This window comes from Arcicella lustrica, from assembly GCF_034930985.1.
Classification (GTDB): Bacteria; Bacteroidota; Bacteroidia; order Cytophagales; family Spirosomataceae; genus Arcicella; species Arcicella lustrica.
On record NZ_JAYGIM010000001.1, the window covers coordinates 662,376 to 683,874 of the forward strand.

19 protein-coding genes are annotated in these 21,499 nt (G+C 34.0%); 14 read left to right on the top strand and 5 right to left on the bottom strand.

The features are described from left to right. Positions 1–152 precede the first annotated feature (152 nt). Positions 153–566, top strand: a complete 414-nt coding sequence (locus tag VB798_RS02745) for an OsmC family protein (protein WP_323255708.1) — start codon at positions 153–155, stop codon at positions 564–566. 93 nt (positions 567–659) lie between these two features. Here the strand turns inward: VB798_RS02745 and ytxJ are convergent, their stop codons facing one another. Further along, on the bottom strand, positions 660–998 hold the full coding sequence (gene ytxJ, locus VB798_RS02750; RefSeq protein ID WP_323255710.1) for a bacillithiol system redox-active protein YtxJ: 339 nt from the start codon (positions 996–998) through the stop codon (positions 660–662). A 111-nt stretch (positions 999–1,109) separates the two neighbouring features. On the opposite strand from ytxJ, the gene VB798_RS02755 reads away from it, so the two are divergent. Next, a complete protein-coding gene (locus VB798_RS02755) occupies positions 1,110–2,384 on the top strand; it encodes a 3-deoxy-D-manno-octulosonic acid transferase (protein WP_323255712.1) in 1,275 nt (424 codons plus the stop codon). 7 nt (positions 2,385–2,391) lie between these two features. Continuing rightward, positions 2,392–3,315 (top strand): ribosome small subunit-dependent GTPase A, encoded by a 924-nt coding sequence (gene rsgA, locus VB798_RS02760; RefSeq protein ID WP_323255714.1) that lies wholly within the window; start codon positions 2,392–2,394, stop codon positions 3,313–3,315. Between the two features lies 1 nt (position 3,316). Here the strand turns inward: rsgA and VB798_RS02765 are convergent, their stop codons facing one another. Together VB798_RS02765 and VB798_RS02770 are read right to left on the bottom strand one after the other, a co-directional pair. Continuing rightward, positions 3,317–4,111, bottom strand: coding sequence for a transglutaminase family protein (locus VB798_RS02765; RefSeq protein WP_323255717.1), 795 nt, complete (start codon positions 4,109–4,111; stop codon positions 3,317–3,319). Between the two features lie 89 nt (positions 4,112–4,200). Beyond that, a complete protein-coding gene (locus VB798_RS02770; RefSeq protein ID WP_323255719.1) occupies positions 4,201–4,362 on the bottom strand; it encodes a DUF1328 domain-containing protein in 162 nt (53 codons plus the stop codon). A gap of 266 nt (positions 4,363–4,628) precedes the next feature. Between VB798_RS02770 and VB798_RS02775 the strand changes: the two genes are divergently transcribed. Continuing rightward, positions 4,629–5,552 (top strand): ROK family protein, encoded by a 924-nt coding sequence (locus VB798_RS02775; RefSeq protein WP_323255721.1) that lies wholly within the window; start codon positions 4,629–4,631, stop codon positions 5,550–5,552. An 84-nt stretch (positions 5,553–5,636) separates the two neighbouring features. Here the strand turns inward: VB798_RS02775 and VB798_RS02780 are convergent, their stop codons facing one another. Then, the gene (locus VB798_RS02780; RefSeq protein WP_323255724.1) at positions 5,637–6,857 is read right to left on the bottom strand and encodes an ABC transporter permease; all 1,221 of its coding nucleotides are present in this window, start codon (positions 6,855–6,857) and stop codon (positions 5,637–5,639) included. 166 nt (positions 6,858–7,023) lie between these two features. On the opposite strand from VB798_RS02780, the gene VB798_RS02785 reads away from it, so the two are divergent. The 10 genes from VB798_RS02785 (at position 7,024) to VB798_RS02830 (ending at position 20,710) form a co-directional block, all read left to right on the top strand. Next, positions 7,024–8,202, top strand: a complete 1,179-nt coding sequence (locus tag VB798_RS02785) for an exo-beta-N-acetylmuramidase NamZ family protein (RefSeq protein WP_323255726.1) — start codon at positions 7,024–7,026, stop codon at positions 8,200–8,202. An 82-nt stretch (positions 8,203–8,284) separates the two neighbouring features. Then, a complete protein-coding gene (locus tag VB798_RS02790) occupies positions 8,285–9,226 on the top strand; it encodes a hypothetical protein (RefSeq protein ID WP_323255728.1) in 942 nt (313 codons plus the stop codon). Between the two features lie 103 nt (positions 9,227–9,329). Then, positions 9,330–11,291: an ArnT family glycosyltransferase gene (locus VB798_RS02795; protein ID WP_323255730.1), complete on the top strand. Its 1,962-nt coding sequence runs from the start codon at positions 9,330–9,332 to the stop codon at positions 11,289–11,291. A gap of 142 nt (positions 11,292–11,433) precedes the next feature. Then, complete coding sequence (locus tag VB798_RS02800; protein ID WP_323255732.1) at positions 11,434–12,909, top strand: MBOAT family O-acyltransferase; 1,476 nt, start codon at positions 11,434–11,436, stop codon at positions 12,907–12,909. 139 nt (positions 12,910–13,048) lie between these two features. Next, on the top strand, positions 13,049–14,578 hold the full coding sequence (gene guaA, locus VB798_RS02805; RefSeq protein ID WP_323255734.1) for a glutamine-hydrolyzing GMP synthase: 1,530 nt from the start codon (positions 13,049–13,051) through the stop codon (positions 14,576–14,578). Positions 14,579–14,801: 223 nt separating this feature from the next. Further along, entirely contained in the window at positions 14,802–15,383 is a 582-nt protein-coding gene (locus VB798_RS02810) for a hypothetical protein (protein ID WP_323255736.1), read from the top strand. A 105-nt stretch (positions 15,384–15,488) separates the two neighbouring features. Continuing rightward, positions 15,489–17,360: a M61 family metallopeptidase gene (locus VB798_RS02815; protein WP_323255738.1), complete on the top strand. Its 1,872-nt coding sequence runs from the start codon at positions 15,489–15,491 to the stop codon at positions 17,358–17,360. A gap of 140 nt (positions 17,361–17,500) precedes the next feature. Next, the gene (locus tag VB798_RS02820) at positions 17,501–18,202 is read left to right on the top strand and encodes a hypothetical protein (RefSeq protein WP_323255740.1); all 702 of its coding nucleotides are present in this window, start codon (positions 17,501–17,503) and stop codon (positions 18,200–18,202) included. Further along, positions 18,189–19,853 (top strand): S8/S53 family peptidase, encoded by a 1,665-nt coding sequence (locus tag VB798_RS02825; protein WP_323255742.1) that lies wholly within the window; start codon positions 18,189–18,191, stop codon positions 19,851–19,853. The genes VB798_RS02820 and VB798_RS02825 overlap by 14 nt, the downstream gene beginning before the upstream one ends. A 68-nt stretch (positions 19,854–19,921) precedes the next feature. Then, complete coding sequence (locus VB798_RS02830; RefSeq protein WP_323255744.1) at positions 19,922–20,710, top strand: hypothetical protein; 789 nt, start codon at positions 19,922–19,924, stop codon at positions 20,708–20,710. A 111-nt stretch (positions 20,711–20,821) separates the two neighbouring features. Here VB798_RS02830 and VB798_RS02835 read toward each other — a convergent pair whose 3' ends face one another. Beyond that, positions 20,822–21,265: a hypothetical protein gene (locus VB798_RS02835; RefSeq protein WP_323255746.1), complete on the bottom strand. Its 444-nt coding sequence runs from the start codon at positions 21,263–21,265 to the stop codon at positions 20,822–20,824. Positions 21,266–21,499: the final 234 nt, after the last annotated feature.

A 21,499-nucleotide genomic window follows, 5' to 3' on the forward strand; every position in this document is an offset into this window, starting at 1 on the left:
TGATATTTATCAGACAATCCACAGTTTTTGTTTCTAAAAATGAAAATCAATGTCAACAAATTATATAATTATGATAAAAATACGGAATATGACGCTATTTGTTTAAATTTAGGACAAAAATCATCAAATATTTAACACATAACAACAACATAATGCCAACAGTAAAAACTACCTATTTAGGCGACCTCCGTACCGAATCAACACATTTGCAATCCGGTACACAATTACTTACTGATGCACCTACCGATAATATGGGTAAAGGTGAGGTTTTTTCTCCAACCGATTTATTGGCGACTGCTACGGGAACTTGTATGCTAACTACTATGGCAATTTTTGCACAACGTGACGGAATTGAATTAGCAGGTTCTGGTGTTGAGGTAGCAAAAATTATGTCTCAGACACCCCCAAGAAAAGTAGCTCGTTTAGAAATAAACTTAAAAATGAAGACAAATATTGTCTTGACAGAAGAACAAATTAAGAAACTAGAGAACATCGCACACAAATGTCCTGTTTCACTAAGTTTGCATCCAGATTTGGAACAAGTGGTGAGTTTTGAGTGGAATTAGTATTATTGAGTGAGTTAGTGAATTGTGAATTAGTGATTTTTCATAAAAAAAAACATTCACTAATTCACAACCCACTAACTCACAACTATTATACTACGCTACTTTTTCTGCTAATTCAGCAAATGAAATATCAAAATGTGAAGCATCATAAATACATTCACCATTTTGAATTACTAATACTTGTGGAGATTGATGTTCAACATCGAAAGTATTAGCAATTTCGGTTGAAATTGGACGAAATTTCAATAAATCTAAGTAATAAGGTTTTAGTTCGCCTACACTTTCTTGTTTCCAATTTCTTTCCAAACGATTTAAGGCAGTAGATGAAATTGAACACGTTGTGCTGTGTTTCAAAATCAAAATGGGTTGTTGTTTAGATTCCTCTTTGATAGCCTCTAATTGAGATAAATCTGTTAATTGATTCCAGTTCATTGTAATTATTTAGCGCTTCTTCGCTACTTCAGATTATGTAAATGCTTTGTGTTTGTTTTAATATGAAACTAATTAGCTGTAATTTTGATTCAAAATTAATTCAAATTTCATTTGTCAAAGCTACTTTATCATATTTCAATTTACATTTACCAGTTATTAGTCTGGTTTGCAAGTCCTTTCAACAGTAAAGCTAAGCTTTGGATTCAAGGTAGAAAAAACTTTAGCAATCAGGTTTATGCTAGTGATTTCTGGATAAAAAAAAATACTTCTGAAGTGCCATTGGCTTGGTTTCATTGTGCTTCATTAGGGGAATTTGAACAAGCCCGACCAGTAATTGAAAAATACAAAGAGGAATTCCCAACGCATCTTATTTTACTTACTTTTTTTTCGCCTTCTGGTTACGAGATTCGTAAAAATTATGCTGGAGCAGATTATATCTGTTATTTACCTGCGGATACTTCTGCGAATGCCCTTGAGTTTATCGAATTGTTCAAACCAGCTGTAGCCTTTTTTGTGAAGTACGAATTTTGGTATAATTATTTGAGAATACTTTCAGAAAAAGGAATTCCAGTAATTTCTTTCTCGACTATTTTTAGAGAAAATCAAGTTTTTTTTAAAAAATATGGGGGCTTTTATAGAAGTATTCTAGCTTACTTTACGCATATATTTGTACAGAATAAAAAATCGTATAATTTGCTGAAAAGTATTGGTATTCAGCAAATTAGTGTTGGAGGAGATACACGTTTCGATAGAGTAAAACAAATAGCCGATGCCAAAAAAGAAATTGAAGTAGTAGCCCAATTTAAGGATAAAAAACCTGTGTTAATTGTAGGTTCATGTTGGCAACAAGATTTTGAAGTAATTGCGCCAATGTTGAATGATTTTAAGCATGATTTAAAAGTAATTATTGCACCACATGAAATTCATGATGAAGAAATAACGGCTTGGCAAAAAGTGTTAAAAGGAAAATCTATCAAATTTTCTGAAATTCAACAGTTAAAAAATGGAGAATTAGAAGCTGCCCAAACACTTTTTATTGATAATATAGGAATGCTTTCTTCGCTATATCAATATGCAGAATTTGCTTGGATTGGCGGTGCTTATCGTAAAGGTTTACACAATACTTTAGAGGCAGCTACTTTTGGCTTGCCTATCTTTTTTGGCAATAATAATTACCAAAAATTTCAAGAAGCTATGGATTTGATAAGTATTGGTGGAGCATTTGTGATTGCAGATACTGCGCAATTTAAAAGTAATTTCGAGCAACTATATTTTGATGAAACGTTAAGAAAAGAGAAGTCTGCTACGATATTAAGTTATGTGAAAGAGAATTTAGGAGGGACAGCAAAAATTATAAAATTTATCAAGGAATTATCAATATTCTGATACAATAATGAAAGGATTAGTATTACGTTCAACGGGTTCATGGTATGAAGTGCTAGACGAAAATAAGCACGTATGGCAATGCCGTTTGAAAGGAAAATTTAAAATACAAGGATTAAAAACATCTAACCCGATTGCGGTTGGCGATAGAGTAGAATTTGAAATTGAAGATAAATTAGAAAATATGGCGACAATCTTTAAAATTGCGCCTCGTGAAAATTATATTATCCGTAAATCAGTTCATAAAACAGCTCATGGACATATTTTAGCTGCGAATCTCGACCAAGCGGTGATTATTGTTACTTTAAATTATCCTAGAACTTCATTGGGTTTCTTAGACCGTTTTTTAGTTTCAGCTGAATCTTTCCGAATACCAACAACCATTGTTTTTAATAAAATAGATTTACTTTCTGAGGAAGAAAAAGATTACTTGGCTGATTTAGCAGCACTTTACGAAAGTATTGGTTATCCATGCGTATTTACTTCTGCGGTTGGGAAAATCGGCATCAAAGCCTTTAATGATATTTTGAAAGATAAAATTTCACTAGTTTCTGGTCATTCGGGGGTTGGGAAATCTACTTTGGTGAATCAGATTGCGCCAGAATTAGATTTAAAAACAATGGAAATTTCAAGCTTTGCTAATAAAGGAGTACACACTACAACTTTTGCAACGATGTTTGAAATCGAAGAGAATTCTTATATCATTGATACGCCCGGCATTAAAGAATTAGGATTGATTGATATTGAAAAGCAAGAATTATCACATTTTTTCCCTGAAATGAGAGCGTTATTAGGTGAATGCAAATACCATAATTGCAAGCATCTTAATGAACCTAAATGTGCAGTAATGGAAGCCGTAGGCAGTGGTGAAATTGCAGAAAGTCGATATAATAGTTATTTGAGTATGATGGGTGATGATGATAACAGAAGATAGTTTACACAGTTATATCTTCTGCTATCGACACCGAAACACGCATATCTAATAAAAAAATACTGCCAAATTGTGTTGCTAAAGCAACATCAGCAGCATCTCTGCCATAAGCTAATACCACTCTGTTGCCTTTTGGATAGTCTTGTGTGGCATCAAAAGTGTACCAACGTCCGCCAATGAAAGCTTCAAACCAAGCATGTAAATCCATCGGGTTTAATTCGTGCAAATAACCCACAACCATTCTAGCAGGAATACTCAAGCTTCTACAAAGGGCAATTCCTAAATGTGAGAAATCTCTACAAACGCCAACTTTAGCATAAGCAGTATCTTTGGCAGAAGTAGAAACATTACTGAAACCATATTGATAAACAATATTGTAATGAATCCATTGTCGGATTAATTCCACTTGGTCATATCCGGGATAAGCATTTCCAACAATTTGAAAAGCGAGATTTCCTAATTGGTCAGATTCGCAATACCTACTTGGGAGTAGATAAATCAATTCTTCGGCAGGTAAATCTTCAATCAACACAAATTCCGCTCCGGGCGCTACATCAATTTCATCAGCAGTTTGTACAATTGATGAAGTAAAAACGGTGAATTTACCCTGAGGACTTAATAAACGTTGACATAAGTTTCCATAAATATCGGTGTACTCAGTAATAGGAACACTAGGCTCAAGAATATATTCCTCCTTGATAATCCATTGCCCAGAACCGCTTCTTGGTCTGAGCATCAGAATTAACGGAGTAGAGGAGTAAGCTTCGTAATCAAGTTGGCAACTTATTTGAAGTTTCATGATTTTAGCTTTTATTCTGATTTAGATATTTGTGAAAATGCTTGAATTTGTTTTGATTAAAAATAATTGAGTAACCGTTTGCCGAAAAATTAGTTATTTCGTCTGCCTCTTAAAAAACTAAATACGGCAAATATTAAGGCTACAAAAAATAGTATTTTAGCGAAATAGGCAGCATTGGCGGCAATACCTCCAAAACCCAAAATGGCTGCAACTAAGGCAATAATTAAGAATGTGATTGACCAGCGTATCATAGCTATAAAAGTTTAAGTTGAACAAGAATATATTGTTACTAAACTTAAAATTTTTATACCATGATTAATCACACCAAATTATTGTCATTTCCTCAAAATGATGATAAATAACAAATAAAATGAGTAAAAAGCTACTCATTTAGGGGAGATTGTTTGAATTACAGGGTAAATAAGTGTAAAAAGTGATTTCCTTCCAAAAGTAAGAATAAATAGTTAATTTGCAGTGCTTAAAATTTGTAAACTATAAATTAAATAAATCCAAAAACTTGAAACCATCAATTACAAATCCTACACATCTTTGGGGTATTGATTTAGGAGGTACAAAAATAGAATGTGCCGTTTTAGATAAATCAAATGACTTGGCTGTAATCTGTAGAAAACGTATTCCTACAGAAGCTGATAAAGGGTATCAACATATTATAAGTCAAATTGTTAAGTTAGTTAGTTTGGTCATTGAGGAAATCGACGAGCAGCCAGCTCAAATTGGTTTTGCTACGCCGGGTGTTTTAGACCCTGCTACACTAACCATGAAAAACTGTAATACTGTTTGTATGAACGGACAACCAATGCACGAAGATTTAGAAAAAGCATTGGGCATTCCTGTGAAATTAGCCAATGATGCCAACTGTTTTGCATTAGCAGAAGCATTGATGGGAGCAGGGAAAAACTTTCCAAAAGCAGAATTAGTATTTGGAGTAATTATGGGAACTGGCGTTGGTGGTGGTTTAGTCGTTCATGGAAAAGTAATTGCTGGACATCATGGAATTGGTGGCGAATGGGGACATAATATCATTGAGGAAGGTGGCGACCCATGTTACTGTGGAAAAGCAGGTTGTGTAGAAAAAGTAATTGCTGGCCCAGCCCTTGAAAAATATTATCAAAAAATAAGTGGTGAATCACTAAAGTTGAAAGAAATACTTGAACGTTATTTAGCTAATACCGATGAATTTGCCACGGCAACGATTGAAAGATTATTAGAATATTACGGAAGAGGAATTTCAACATTGATTAATGTACTTGACCCAGATTTAATCGTGATTGGCGGAGGAGTAGGAAATATAGACTTACTTTATACGGAAGGTTACGAAAGAATCAAGAAATATATTTTCAATAATAAAAAGATTTCAACTCCTATCGTAAAACCAATATTGGGTGATAGCGCTGGCGTTTTTGGTGCAGCACTTTTGTAAGGAAATTTTATTGATTTAGAAATGGGATTTTGAACTTGTTTTGTTCGAAATCCTATTTGTTTTATCAGATAACGAAATCAAAAATTATTTTCTAAAAACAATCGCTTTGACAGGTTCTATACGAGTAATGACGAAAGTGGGGATAATCAGTACGAACAACACCAACGAAACTGTAGCCAAATTCAGTAGGAGTATTACTGGCCAATTCATCATAATCGGAACAGTATTCATATAATAATTCACAGGGTCGAGAGGAATGAGCTTAAATTGTTTTTGTAAAAGACAAAGTCCAATTCCAAGCAAATTTCCATAGATTAATCCTCTGAAAATCATCGAAAAGCCACTCCATAAAAATATCTTTCTGATTTGCCAATTACTTCCTCCCAAAGCTTTTAAAACGCCAATCATCGGAGTACGTTCTAACATCAAAACCAATAAAATTGAAATCATATTAAAGGATGCTACAAACAAAATAAGGCTCAAGAAAATCACCATATTTCTGTCCAACATTCCTAGCCAATCGAATAAACCCATGAATGTAGTTGTTACTTTTTCTAACTTCATATCAGGTTGAATTTTGCGTTGAATCTTTTTCGTAACAGCATCCAATTGCTCAAAATCACTGATATAAATTTCATAACTTCCCACAGAGTCTGCTCCCCAATTATTCATTTTTTGTATCAAACGAATGTCGCCAATGATTAAGGTTTTGTCAAACTCTTCCATTTGGGTTTCATAAATACCTTTTACGATTAATTTTCTTGGGCGGTCTGGGGCATTTAAGAAGTAAATAATTACATCGTTTCCAACGGTTAAATTCAGTTTGTTGGCAATAATATTACTGATTAAAATATCTTTTGAATACTCATCTTTTGAGAAACTAATTTGCTGACCTTTGATGATGTTCGGCTCAAATCTTTTAAAATCAAAGTCACGATTAATGCCTTTCATTACCACACCTAAAATATCTTGACGAGTTTTCAAAATGCCCGCCTTTGTAGCCGCAGTTTGAATATGAGCAATTTCTTTGATGCTTTTATGATTTCTAAAAAGGTCGCTTTGCTGAGTAATGGGATTTTCTTCGTAAGATTCGTTTGCCGAAAACTTCGAAACTTTGATGTGTGGTGTAAGGCTAAATAACTTCTGATGAATGGCATCTTTAAAACCAAATAATACTGCAAAAGCAACAATCATCACCGACAAACCAATTGCTATACTGCCCACACCGATGCGAGTAACCGTCCCAGAAAAAGAAGTAGTTTTAGTATTTTGAATGCGCTGAGAAATGAAATAAGGGAAATTCATGCAGTATTTTGTAATTTTGTTTCTTGACTACAAATTAAGTAGTTTTTACTGGTAAAATAATTGATGAGTCGATTTTCATTCTGTGTAATTTAGTAAAGCGCTTGCTTTTTTATCTTTGAAAAACTTAAATCTCATCACTAAAAACTCACAACTCAAAGCTTACCTTATGCTTCATACAACAAAAATAATCTTCATTCTAACAGGTTTTTTGCTAATTTCTTGTGTTTCTATCCAAAAAAATACAACAGAAACGCTAAAAACGGGTGCTGAACAAACGGCTTTGTATTTACCAATGTTGAAAGGTAAAACTGTGGCTTTGGTGGTGAATCATACTTCTGTGATTGGGAAAACACATTTGGCAGATTCTTTAATTGCGTTGGGAGTAAAAGTTAAAACGATTTTTGCTCCAGAACATGGTTTTAGAGGAACAGCAGATGCTGGCGAACATGTAGCCAATGGCATTGACAAAAAAACAGGCTTGCCAATTGTTTCTTTATACGGTTCAAATAAAAAACCAAGCGTAGCACAATTAGAAGGAATTGATATTGTGATTTTTGATATTCAAGATGTTGGAGCTAGATTTTATACTTATACTTCTACCATGCACTATGTGATGGAAGCTTGTGCAGAAACTGGCAAAACAATACTAGTTCTTGACCGACCAAATCCAATGGGTCATCTTGTGGATGGTCCAGTGTTAGATAGAAAATTTGCTTCATTTGTGGGTTTAAATCCTGTGCCAGTGGTTCATGGTTGTACCGTTGGCGAATTGGCAGGAATGATTAATCAAGAAGGTTGGTTGAAAGATGGCGTAAAAGCAAATCTAAAAGTCATCAAGTGTTTAAATTACAAGCATTCAACGCCTTATACTTTACCAATTGCTCCTTCGCCAAATTTGCCCAATTTACAATCTATACTTTTATATCCTTCTATTTGTTTTTTTGAAGGAACAGAAGTAAGCGTGGGTCGTGGAACGGATAAGCAATTTCAAGTAATTGGTTCGCCAAATCCAGCAAATGGGAATTTTACTTTTACGCCTGTAGATAAACCGGGTGCAAAAAATCCACCACAAAAAGATAAACTTTGCTACGGTTTAGATTTAACCCAAGTTGATGCCCGAAAAGAGGGCTTTACTTTAAAATATGTACTCGACTTTTATCAAAAAGCGACGGATAAAACTAAGTTTTTTACCAGTATTCCTTCGTTTGATAGATTAGCAGGTTCTGATGATTTACGTAAACAAATCATTGCAGGAAAAACTGAAGCTGAAATTCGTGCTACTTGGCAAAAAGAGTTAGAAGCCTATAAAGTTATCAGAAAAAAGTATTTGCTATATGCTGAATAAGCTCTAGAGCAATTATGTCGATTAATAAACATTAAATAAATCACACATTTTGAAACTCCTAAAGTTCTTCATAAAACTGTTTTTGATTGGAATTTTACCATTGTTAGCCATTGATGGAGCAAGGAAATTAGATTTAAGCCTTGACCCTCGCTCGCAAAATGCGTACATCGCAACAATTATCGACAAAACTAAAATGCTAGCATCCGTGCCTACTCCGAGATTGGTGTTGATGAGTGGCTCAAGTATGGCGTTTGGTGTAGATAGCGATTTGCTCGAAAATGAATTGAAATTACCCGTTGTCAATGCGGCTTTGCATTATAATTTCGGTAGTCGCTACATGATGGAGGAGCTGAAAACGTATCTAAAAAAAGGCGATGTCGTATTGTTAAGTTTAGAGTACATGGTTACTTCTGAAGGAGAATATAACGAACAATTGATTGCTGCTGATTTTTATCTTCCTTCAAAAAAATGGATTCATTTTCCGTCTTTTACTGAAGAAATGGGAGCTTATGCTGTACACCGATTGACGGATTGTAGATTAATTATCGGTGAAGCCATCAATCATTCCAGAAGTAAACCCATCAGTATTGCCGATACTACTTCTATTTTTTATAGAAACTGTTTTTCACCAAAAGGAGATTTACTCTGCCATTTGAATAACCCTAAAACTGAAATTGTTTATCCAACCTTGTCTTCATCGGACTTTACGAAACAAATCAGAGATTTGAACGATTTTTATGCTTTTGCACAAAAGAAAGGAGCGAAAGTATATTTTACTTTTCCATGTTTGGCACAAAAAAGTTATGAAGAAAATATGGATACGATTCGGAAAATAAGTCAGCAAATTCAAAAAGAACTAAAAATTCCGATTTTAGGAACAGCAGAAAATGCCTTGATGGACGATGCTTTTTTCTACGATAACGCTTATCATCCAAATGTAAAAGGAAGAGAGATTTTTACAAAAAGACTTTTAACACTCTTTGAAAACAGTGAATTCAACGAAAAAAAGGAGGATTTAGAATAAGTTATTATCGCTAACTTCGCATCAGCAAATTGTAAAACGAAAAGCTTTTTCACAACATTCCTCATTTTAGCCTTTGTGGATTATCCTAAAAATATAAAAACCAATGCTTAATTTTCTTATTTTATTTACCATCATTTTAGCTTTTTTTGATTGTTATTTTAATTCAAAACAAATCAGAGAATCTTTGCTAAAGGCTTTATTGGTAAATGCTGTTTCGATTGTTTTTAGCACTGAAATTTTAAATGTATGCTTCAAAATTAATTTCGTTTATATTCTAGGTTTTTGGATTTTACTCATAGCTTTCCTGCTATTTCGCTTATCAAAACACGTAAATAGAAAAGAGAAAGTAGTTGAATTGATTGAAAATATTAAAAAAGAAAGTACTGGTGTAAGTCTTTTTTTGATTCCTATTTTTATCATTTTGAGCATTACACTTTTCCTCGCATTGATTTCGCCCGTCAATAATACAGATTCTCTTACTTATCATTTGTCAAGAATTATGTATTGGCTTCAAGATGAACATCTTAGTCATTTTGCAACGAATAATCACCGACAGGTAGCCTACAATATTTTTTCTGAATTAGTAATACTTCATTTATACGTTCTGGGGAAATCTGATTTTGCAGCCAATTTGGTGCAATGGTTTAGCTTTTTGGGAGCTATCGCCGCTTGTTCATTATTGATAAAACAATTAGGAGGAAGTATCAAAACACAATGGTTTGGCGCATTGATTGTAGCAACAATTCCGATGATTGTGCTTCAGGCAACTTCAACACAAAATGATTTAGTTGTTTCGTTTTTTGTAGTTTGTGGGGTTTACTTTTCTTTCAAATATGTTCAAGAATTTTCACTAGAAAATGCTATTTACTTCGGGTTGAGTTTGGGATTGGCTGAATTAACCAAAGGAACGGGTTATATTTTTCTTTTTCCATTTTGTCTTTGGTTGGCTTTTCGTGTTTTGCTGGAAAAAAACTGGTGGAAATTATCTAAGATTTGGATTGGGCTTATCCTAATTGTAATGCTAAGTGTTGCTATTAATTTGGGTTATTATGCCAGAAATTGGGTAATTTTCCATGACCCACTCGGTCATGCTTCTGACAGAATTTCTTTGGAAAATCACTCTCCAGCAGCTTTAATTTCAAATATTACTCGCCAGATTTCGCTTCACATTGGTATGCACTCACCAGGAAATATTTGGAATAATTTCTGGATGAATATTTTACTGACACTTCATGATTTTTTAGGAATTAGTATTTCTGACCCTCTGACTACTTTTGGTGAAGACAGTGTTTTTAAAATTCCAAGGTTCAGCACTACCGAAGATTTTTCTGGAAACTTTCTGCATTTTTTACTCATTATATCCGTGTCTTTTTTCTATTTTCTGAAAGGGAAAAAAGAACAAACACTTAGTTTATTTTGGTTTGCTTGTGTATTAGGATTTATTATGTTTTGTGCTTTACTTAGATTTCAACTTTTCGGGAGTCGCTTGCATAGTCCTTTTTTCTTGTTAATTTCATGTTTTTGTGCTTTAGTAATTGCTGAAAGAAAAGCGATAATCAAACCAGTCGTAATCGTATTAAGCTTGGCTACTTTACCTTTTTTACTTTTGAATTTTCAGAAACCAATTCTTTCGTTTCATGGACTGACGATGCTTGCTAAGAAATTTGTACCAATTAATGAAAAATCAGGTGCTTTGGCTTTGTATCAAAAAAAGAGTATTCTTGATGCTACTTATCAAGATGTGCTTACGCATGAAGGTTTGGATATTCAAGCGGCAGATTTTTTAACGATGGATGAAATTATCTTAAAAAAACACTTCAAATCTATTGGTTTAGAATTGCTGGAAGACGATAAAGATTATTTAATGCTCAGAGTATTAATTCCTGAAGGTATAGAAGTACGCCAAATTGCAGTGAAAGGCATTTTAGGAAAATTAGAAAGTAAAACATTTTTGCCAGAAGCCATTGTTTCAAGTAGAAGTACAGCTCAAGAAATTCAATATCACGGACATATTTATCAGAAAATATCGACAGGTAAATATTTAAGTATTTACAAAAGACAATAAGTAGTAATTAGTAAATAGTGATTGGTGATTAGCATTTCAACCTTCTAATTATCATTTATTTACGAAAAACTAAAATATCAACATATCTCGTTGAAAATCTTTATACCAAAGCACGAAAAACTGATTTGGGCTTTCAAAAATTATGTTATTTAATTCATTAGAATTTTTAATCTTTTTTCCCGTCGTAACGATACTTTATTTTTTAATGCCGTATCGTTTTCGTTGGCTGTTATTATTGGTGGCGAGCTGTTATTTCTACATGGCTTTCGTGCCGATTTACATGCTTATTTTGGGTTTTACGATTGTCATCGATTATTACGCTGGTATTTATATTGAGCAGTCGGAGGGAAGTAGGCGAAAAATGTTTTTAACGATGAGTCTCATTGCCAACATTGGTGTTTTGGCTGTGTTTAAATATTATAACTTTTTGAACGAAAACATTGGTTTCTTACTCAAAGGTTTTGCGCTTGAAAACCCGATTCCTTATCTCAAAATCTTATTGCCAATCGGTTTATCGTTTCATACTTTTCAGGCGATGTCTTATACAATTGAAGTATATCGTGGGAAGCAAAAAGCAGAAAGACATTTTGGAATTTACTCTTTGTACGTGATGTTTTACCCACAATTAGTGGCTGGACCAATTGAAAGACCACAAAATGTGCTACATCAATTCTATGAAAAATTTGATTTTGATTATCAAAGAGTAACAGATGGTTTGAAATTAATGGCTTGGGGAATGTTCAAAAAAGTAGTAATTGCCGACCGTTTGGCGGTGATGGTCAATCAAGTGTACGACCATCCTTTTGAGCAAAAAGGCATTCCACTTTTGGTAGCAACTTCACTTTTTTCAATTCAAATTTTTTGTGATTTTTCTGGATATTCCGACATCGCTTTGGGTTCGGCACAAGTAATGGGTTTTGATTTAATGAAAAATTTCGATCGCCCGTACTTTTCAAAAACCATTTCTGAATTTTGGCGTCGTTGGCATATTTCACTTTCTACTTGGTTTCGTGACTATCTGTACATTTCAATGGGCGGAAATAGAGTGTCAAAATGGCGAAGAGAATACAACGTTTTTATCGTTTTTTTAATGTCAGGAATTTGGCATGGAGCGAGTTGGAATTTCGTTATTTGGGGTGCTATGCACGGTTTTTACTTGATTTTTGCCAATCTTACGGTTGATTATAGAAATAAAATAGTAGAAATAATTGGGATTAAAAAGTTACCTTTTTTCTATAAAATTATTCAGATTCTAACTGTTTTTTGTTTGACAAGTTTTGCATGGATTTTCTTCCGTGCAGTCGATTTTAAATCGGCTTATTATATCGCTACACATTTATTTACAGGAATTGGTGAACAGCTTTCTCAGATAAGTAATAGAAGTTTTATTGAAAAAAATATCTTTCTTGGGCAAGGAATTGCCAATTTTGTGATGGTTGCTTTTGCTTTGTTGGTGATGGAAACGGTGCATTATTTCCAAAGAGGAAAAAGTTTAAGAACAGTATTGAATCAGCAACCAGTTTTGTTTCGTTGGATACTCTATTACGGTGTCATTTTAGCGATACTTTTCTTGGGAATGTTCGATGCACCGTCGCAGTTTATTTATTTTCAATTTTAAGTTCTGAAGAGATTTTTCAAAAAAAGTAAAATATATTACTTCAAAACCGCAAATTTTCCCGAAATTTGCGGTTTATTTTTTAGCATAGTTTTCGGGTCGCTCCATTTTGCTATCCGAATTCAGCAATCCGAAATCGAAAATGTCCGAAAAAATTCTTATCCTCGACTTTGGTTCACAAGTCACTCAATTAATTGCCCGTAGAGTTCGTGAACTTAATATTTATTGCGAAATCCATCCATACAATAAAATTCCATCGATTGGCGAAGACGTAAAAGGCGTAATTCTATCAGGAAGCCCATGTTCTGTACGTGAAGAAGATTCTCCACGAGTGGATATGAGTCTTTTCAGAGGAAAATTACCAGTTTTGGGCATTTGTTATGGCGCACAATTATTGGCTTTTACAGCTGGTGGAGAAGTATATAATTCTGGACATCGTGAGTACGGAAGAGCAAAATTGCAGAAAGTAGCGGAGAATCCATTATTGAACGATGTTTCTGAAAATAACCAAGTTTGGATGTCGCACGGTGATACCATCATGTCGATTCCAGAAGATTTTGAAATCATTGGTTCAACAGAATCTGTAAAAATTGCCGCTTTCCATATTAAAGGAGAACAAACTTATGGGATTCAGTTTCACCCAGAAGTAACGCACTCTTTAGAAGGAAAGACGATGTTGAAAAACTTCGTGATTGGCGTTTGTGGATGTTCACAAGATTGGACGGCAGATTCATTCGTTGACACAACTGTAGCTGAGTTGAAAGCACAATTGGGCGACGATAAAGTAGTTTTAGGGCTTTCAGGAGGTGTTGATAGTTCAGTAGCAGCCGTTTTGATTCACAAAGCCATTGGCAAAAACCTTTACTGTATTTTTGTTGACAACGGTTTATTGAGAAAAAATGAATTTGAAGATGTTCTGGAATCATACAAAAATCTTGGTTTGAACGTAAAAGGTGTTGATGCCAAAGAACAATTCTATTCGGCATTAGCAGGCTTGACAGACCCAGAAGCTAAACGTAAAGCCATCGGTAAAGTATTTATCGACGTTTTCGACCAAGAATCTCATTTAATTGAAGACGTAAAATGGTTAGGACAAGGTACAATCTATCCAGATATTATTGAATCAGTTTCAGTTAGTGGAGGTCCTTCACAAACAATTAAATCTCACCATAACGTTGGCGGTTTACCTGATTATATGAAATTGAAAATTGTTGAACCACTAAAAACTTTGTTCAAAGACGAAGTACGTTTGGTAGGTAAAACATTAGAAATTCCACAGTTTATTTTGGGTCGTCATCCATTCCCAGGACCAGGCTTAGGTATTAGAATTTTGGGGGATGTTACGGCTGAGAAAGTACAGATTTTACAAGAAGTTGATTATATTTTTATCAACGGATTGAAAAATAAAGGTTTGTACGATAACGTTTGGCAAGCAGGGGCGATGTTATTGCCGATTCAATCAGTGGGAGTAATGGGCGATGAACGTACTTATGAAAGAGTAGTAGCGTTAAGAGCAGTTTCATCGGTTGACGGTATGACGGCTGACTGGTGCCATTTACCTTATGAGTTTTTAGCAGAGATTTCTAACGAAATTATCAATAAAGTAAAAGGCGTAAACAGAGTAGTTTATGATATTTCGTCAAAACCACCAGCAACAATTGAGTGGGAGTAATCAATAAAATTCTTTAAAAGTAGAGAGCTCGATGAATTGTCGGGCTTTTTGCTTTTGTTTTACACAAGTACTCATCAAAATCTGGTTTTTTCTAATAATCAACCTGTTGCAAAAACCAATAACAATCACAAATTACTAATCACATCTTACCGTTTAATAATTTTTAGCTTGACTTTTTTACATATTTATTAAATTTGATTTTAAACTCTAAAAATCTAACAAAATGAACAAAATCACCCTATTCCTCCTCTTAGTAATTTCTACTATTTCTCTTGTTTCTTGTGAAGAAAAATTTGGACCGGATGTTGATCCAACACCAGCAGAAGCAACCATTACTGGTAAATGGTCATTTAAAAGTTTGGGTACAATTACTGACAAAAAAACGTATGAATTAACATTGGATGACATCAGAAAAATACCTGGTACCAATACTTCAAGTGTAGATTCAATTTCTAACACTTACGCTTATGAATTTAAAACGGATAGTACTTACCTTTCAGGAACAGACTCTGGAAAATGGAAATCTTCAAGTGATGGAAAAACAATCGTTTTGACTTCAAAAGTAACAAAGGGGATGAATGGGAAATACCAAGTTCAGACATTATCTGTATTAACTCTTACTTCAAATGAATTAGTATTAGGTTACAAGAAATTTACAGCAGATGCTGATGGCGATTTTAATGCTACAACTTTTGAGGATTTTGTTTTTTTAGCAATGGGAGGTCTTGCCCTGCAATACAAAGGAACTGAACAAGAAGCTAAAAGTGCAACTTCTATTCAAGGTACGATTAATCTTAAACGCTAGTAAAGGATTCAGACAATGCGGATTAATCATACTTTTACATTCAATTTTGCGTTTACAAAAAATTGAATGCTAATTGATTTTATTTTAACTGAAAAATACAACCCAATGAAGATTAAATTCTTGCTGTTTTTGGCATTAATAACATGCCTACCAACTTTCGCACAGAAAGTAACTCAAAATGCCAATTATCAGTTTTTTATTGATTTAACAAAAGTTCAAAACGATAAATTAGAAGTATCATTGACCACTCCTAAAATCTTGAAAGATGAAGTAGTTTATAATTTTCCTAAAATTGTTCCGGGTACTTATGCCAATTATGATTTTGGACGTTATATCTCAGCGTTGAAAGCTTTTGATGAAAAAGGGAAAGAATTGTCTGTCACGAAGGTTGATGTTAACAGTTATAAAATAAAAGGAGCGAAGAAACTCAATAAAATTACCTATTTGGTAGATGATACTTGGGATTCACCTGAGATTTCTGGCGAATATGTTTTTGAACCTGCCGGAACAGATATTGAAGAAAATACACTTTTTGCGATAAATACGCATGGTTTCTTTGGTTACTTCGATGATTTAAAGCGTAGTACTTTCGAACTTACTTTCAGCAAACCAACTGGTTTTTATGGGGCATCGTCATTAACGGCGACTAAATCAGACGACAAGAAAGATGTTTTCAGTGTTTCAAACTATAATGATTTGGTAGATGCTCCCATCATGTACTGTAAACCAGATACTACAATTTTGAAAGTAGGTGGTGCTGATATTTTGATTTCGGTTTATTCACCAAACAAAAAAGCTACTTCTGCTGAAATTGCAGATAATGTAAAAACTTTATTGGAAGCACAAAAAGAGTATTTAGGAGGTACTTTGCCTATCAAAAAATATGCTTTTGTAATTGTACTTTCTGACAATTTGAAAAACGGAAGCTACGGTGCTTTAGAACATTCTTACTCTTCTTTTTATTATTTGCCAGAATCTTCTTCAGAGGAGCTTTCGCAAACAGTAAAAGATGTTTGTTCGCATGAGTTTTTTCATATCGTAACACCGCTAAGTATTCACTCGAAAGAAATTGGAGATTTTGATTTTAACAAGCCAAAGATGTCTAAACACCTTTGGATGTATGAAGGAATGACTGAATATGCCGCTGGACACATGCAAGCGAAATACGGTTTGATTGAATTGCCAATGTACATGAATATGCTTCGTTCAAAAATTGGAAATATGTACGACCGTTACAAAGATGATGTTCCATTTACAGTAATGTCGGCAGATGTGCTGGAAAAATACAAAGACCAATACCAAAATGTATATGAAAAAGGGGCTTTAATCGGACTTTGCTTGGACATTAAACTTCGTCAATTGTCTGGAGGAAAATATGGTACTCAGAATTTAATGAGAGATTTATCAAAATATTATGGGAAAGATAAATCATTTAATGATGATGAGCTTTTCGATAAGATTGCTGAAGTAACTAAATTCCCAGAAATTCGTCAGTTTTTTGCTAAATATATAGAAGGGAAAGAGCCTTTACCATTAGAAGAAAGTCTAAATAGCGTTGGGATTAATTTCCAAAAAACGAATAAGAAACTTGAAAAAACTTTAGGTTTCTCTGTGTATAATCTAGGAATCAATCCAGAAACTAAGGGTATTTTTATCATTGATGAAGATGGAATTGATGCTTTTGGAGCAAAAATTGGTTTCAAGGCTGGCGATGAATTGGTGTCTTTAAATGGAAAAGCATTAGGTTTAGAAACGTTCAGAGCTACTCGTTCAGACTTTATCAATAATAGTAAAGAAGGTGATAATGTTGATTTTGTGGTGTTGAGAAAAGACGGAGACAAAAAAGTAGAAACAAAACTTTCAGCGAAAATCTTTATACCAGAAGTTGTTGAGAAAAACCTTCTTTCTCCAATGGAGAACCCAACTGATGCGCAAGTTGCTTTGCGTAGAGCTTGGTTAGTGCCAGAAGGACAATAAACAAAATAATCAAAGCCAGTCATTTTACATTTGACTGGCTTTTTTATTCTCACAGCTATGCAACGAAAATAAAGCTATTAATGTCTAATCTTTAGCGTGTCCTATCATATACATTTAATTGAATTTAAACTCTTACAACTATGCAAAGCAAACAAACCTATTTGTGCCTAATTTTTAGTTTCCTAATTCTTCAAGCTTGTAGCCATAATGATTGTGGTTGTGTTACTCCACCTCAGAGTGGTTATGGCTTTTTTTATCCAATTTATAAACAATATATTGAATACGAAGTAGAAGAAACACAATATGCTTTAAGTCAAGAACCTTTGGTAAAAACCTACCAAGTAAAAGAATTAGTAGATAGTTTTTTTACAGATATTGATGGGCAAGAAGCCATTCTTGTTAAAAGATTTTATCGCAATAATGAGCAGCAAGCTTGGAAATTAGACTCTGTTTTTACCTCAAAAAAACTCCAAGACAAAGCTTTGAAATCAGCCAATAATATTACTTATTTGAAGTTTATATTTCCTTTAAAAGATAAAATGACTTGGGATATAAATCAATTTAATGATTTAGGGAAAGATGAAGTAATCGTTGAAAATCTTTATAAGCCTTACACTGTCAACAATCAATATTTTCCAAGTACGGTTGGAATTGTTCAACAAAATGATTCTACCTTAGTTGATTTAAAAAAGAAAGTAGAAATCTATGCAGATGGAGTAGGCTTGATTTATGCAGAAAAAACAGCACTCGCTTATTGTAATACTCCTGATTGTATCGGCAAAAGTAAAGTTGATTTTGGAACACGTTTCATCATGAAATTTAAAAAGAATGGAAAAGAGTAATACCTGTCACTTTGTATCACCCTATAAAATACTGATTTTTTTACTCTTTTTTGTGAGCTTACTAAGCTTTCAGACTGCTTTTACACAAGCTTTACCTGCGAAATACCTTTTAGTTTTTAAAGACAAAAACAATTCTCCTTATTCAATTACTCAGCCTTTAGCTTATTTGTCTGAACGCTCAGTGGCTCGTCGCCAGAAACAGAAAATCGCTTTTACCACTAGAGATTTACCCGTTAATCCTAGTTATATCGAAGAAGTAAAGAAGAAGGGAGCAAAAGTAATTTATACTTCACGTTGGATGAATGCAGCTTTGATAGAATGTTCTTCCACAGTTTTGACAAGTATTTTACAATTATCTTTTGTGAAAGGTTTGGAAGTCAATACTTCAATTGATAATCCCAACAACAGAACAGCCAGAAAATCATCTAAGTTTGAAAGTTATGAAACCAATGCCCTCAATTACGGTTTATCCAAAACTCAAATTGAAATGATTGGAGCAGATAAAATGCACGAACAAGGTTTTCATGGCGAAGGAATGATGATTGCAGTATTGGATGCAGGTTTTAACAATGCCAATAATATTGCAGCCTTAAAGCCTCTTTTTGATGAAAATAGAATTGTAGGTACTTATGATTTTGTAAAAAAAGAAAAAGCTGTTTATGAAGACGATGGACATGGTACATCAGTTTTATCGTGCATGGGCGCTTATTTAGATGGACAAATCGTTGGTACTGCTTATAAATCTTCTTTTTTGTTATTACGTACAGAAGATGCTTTTTCGGAATACTTAATTGAAGAAGCCAATTGGCTTTTTGGGGCAGAGTACGCCGATAGTGTTGGGGTTGATTTAATTAATTCGTCGCTAGGTTACAGTACTTTTGATGATGCAAGTACCAGTCATAAATATTCAGACCTGAATGGAAAAACAACCATTGCGGCTAAAGCTGCTACTTGGGCAGCATCTGTTGGGATTGTTTGTGTAATCAGTGCAGGAAATGAAGGAAATGATGCTTGGCGATATATCTCAACCCCTGCCGATGCCGATTCAATCATTACTGTAGGCGCAGTAAATGCGTTGAAATCTTATGCTATTTTTAGTTCGATTGGTCCTTCGGCTGATGGAAGAGTTAAACCCGATTTAGTAGCATTGGGACAAAGTTCCGCCATTGCTACTCCTTCAGGCACGGTTACTACAAGTACTGGAACTTCTTTTTCTTCACCAATTTTATGTGGAATGGTAGCGGGCTTTTGGCAAGCAAATCCAACGCTTACAGCGATGGAAGTAATAGATAGATTAAGAAAATCGGGAAGTCAATATGAAAATCCAGATGAAAGATTGGGCTATGGTATCCCTGATTTTACTAGAGCGAATACTCCAACTGTTGTGTTATCTACTCAAAATGAAAGCAATGCGCTTTTCAAAGCATATCCGAATCCGACTTCTGGAGAAATTACGATTCAACTTAACGAGACTAAAGTCAATCAATATTTTACCAGTTTAATGGACATTACTGGCAAGACGCTACTTTATCAGCCCATCAATTCGCAAATCTTCAAACTATCATTAGTGCATTTAAACAGAGGCACATACTTCTTGCGAATTGGCAATGAAAGTAAAAGTACTTTGGTAAAGGTTTTGAAAGTGGAGTAAGGAATAATTATAACTTTATTTCAGGATAAAACTATTTGTGCCTAATTCATAATCAAAACATCCAATTCATGGTTTGGAAAATAATCTTAGAATTTAGTAGCCACCTAATTACTGTATTGGCTTTATTGTTGTTGGCATCTTTTTTTCCCAGTGCTAATAAGAAACAGTTAGAAAAAGAGTACAATTTTGAAGAACTAGAAAAGATTTATAAGAAATATGATATATATGGTTCTTTTATTTTTATTGTGATTACACCATTAACCATATATGGATTATACTGTTTGTTTTCGAGAATTACACCATTTTTTGAGACAAAACATGAGGAGTATCTCTACTTCATTAGAACGCAAGATTTATCATGGTGGTTGTCAGGTGGACTAACAATAACTTTCATAAGTTTAATAGTAGATATTTTTTTTCGTTCAATGATGGATTATGATAAGTTACTTGAGTATGAAATTTATTCCAATATGAAAAATGGAATTGACGGAAGACGTTTTGTGAAAGGTTGGATAGTCCTTTGTAGTATTTTATCTATAATAGGATTTGAATTAGCCAATGATTCCTATTTTGGCGTCAAAGGGAATATGGTTGAGTATAATTTTTTAGAGCGTTTATCTCCTGAGAAATACCTCTTTGATGAAATACATAAGATAGAATATATCACTGAAACACCCAGAGGTATTTTTAGAGTTGCACCTTATTATAAAGTGTATTTCAAGGATAGCATTATTTGGAATACAGATCAAATTCCTTCTAAACAGCCTATGCTTTCCCAAATGATTAAATATTTATCTGTTCATTCAAAAAGGAGAATAGATTCTTTACATGTAGTGAATATATCTTATGTTAAATAATTTGTTTGAAAATCTGCATTTCAGCTGTTTCACTTGTTCAGAAGAATAAGTGAAACAATAAATAAAAACTTTCTCCTAAATACAATCCAATATCGTTTATCACTAATACTATTATTGCACTGCCCAAAGCTTAAACCTGTACTTACCTGATATGGTTGCTGTAGTTGTTCCTGGCAACTGTTGTCCTTTACAGCTATACTCACCTTCTATCCAGTAGATTCGCTTATCATTTTCAACACCAGCTTTGGTGATAGATTTTATAGTATGCTTGTGAGTTGCCTCAGATGGAGCCAAGCCATAGAAATAATCGGTACCACCAGTGGTTTGAGGCACTTTGACACTTAAGTGCATGGGAATGGCTGTTGCAGTTGGTGTAAAGCTGGAATATGCCAATAGCGGATGAATGCCAGCTTTTACTGTATCTAGGGCTGCTGCTGCACCATAAAAAGCAAAAGTAAATGTTGATTTTGTAGAAGCAGAAGTTGCTACAATCGGCACCACCGAATTGCCACCACTAGTAGCCTCAAACTTGATAGCACTACAATCGACATGCACGGCTGTGCCACTGTTAATCTTATACTCAAAATACGGTTCTTCAGATGTACCAGGAGTAACTGGAGTGATGGTACCAGATGGGTTATCTTCTTTAGCACAACTAACGAAACCCAGCACGAATAGTGCTAACAGTAAAATAGACAGGTTTTTCATATAGAATAATAGAGAAAATTATACATAATATTACTGCATTTTTCCCTATTAACCATGAAAATAAAAGAATTTTAAGGCTAA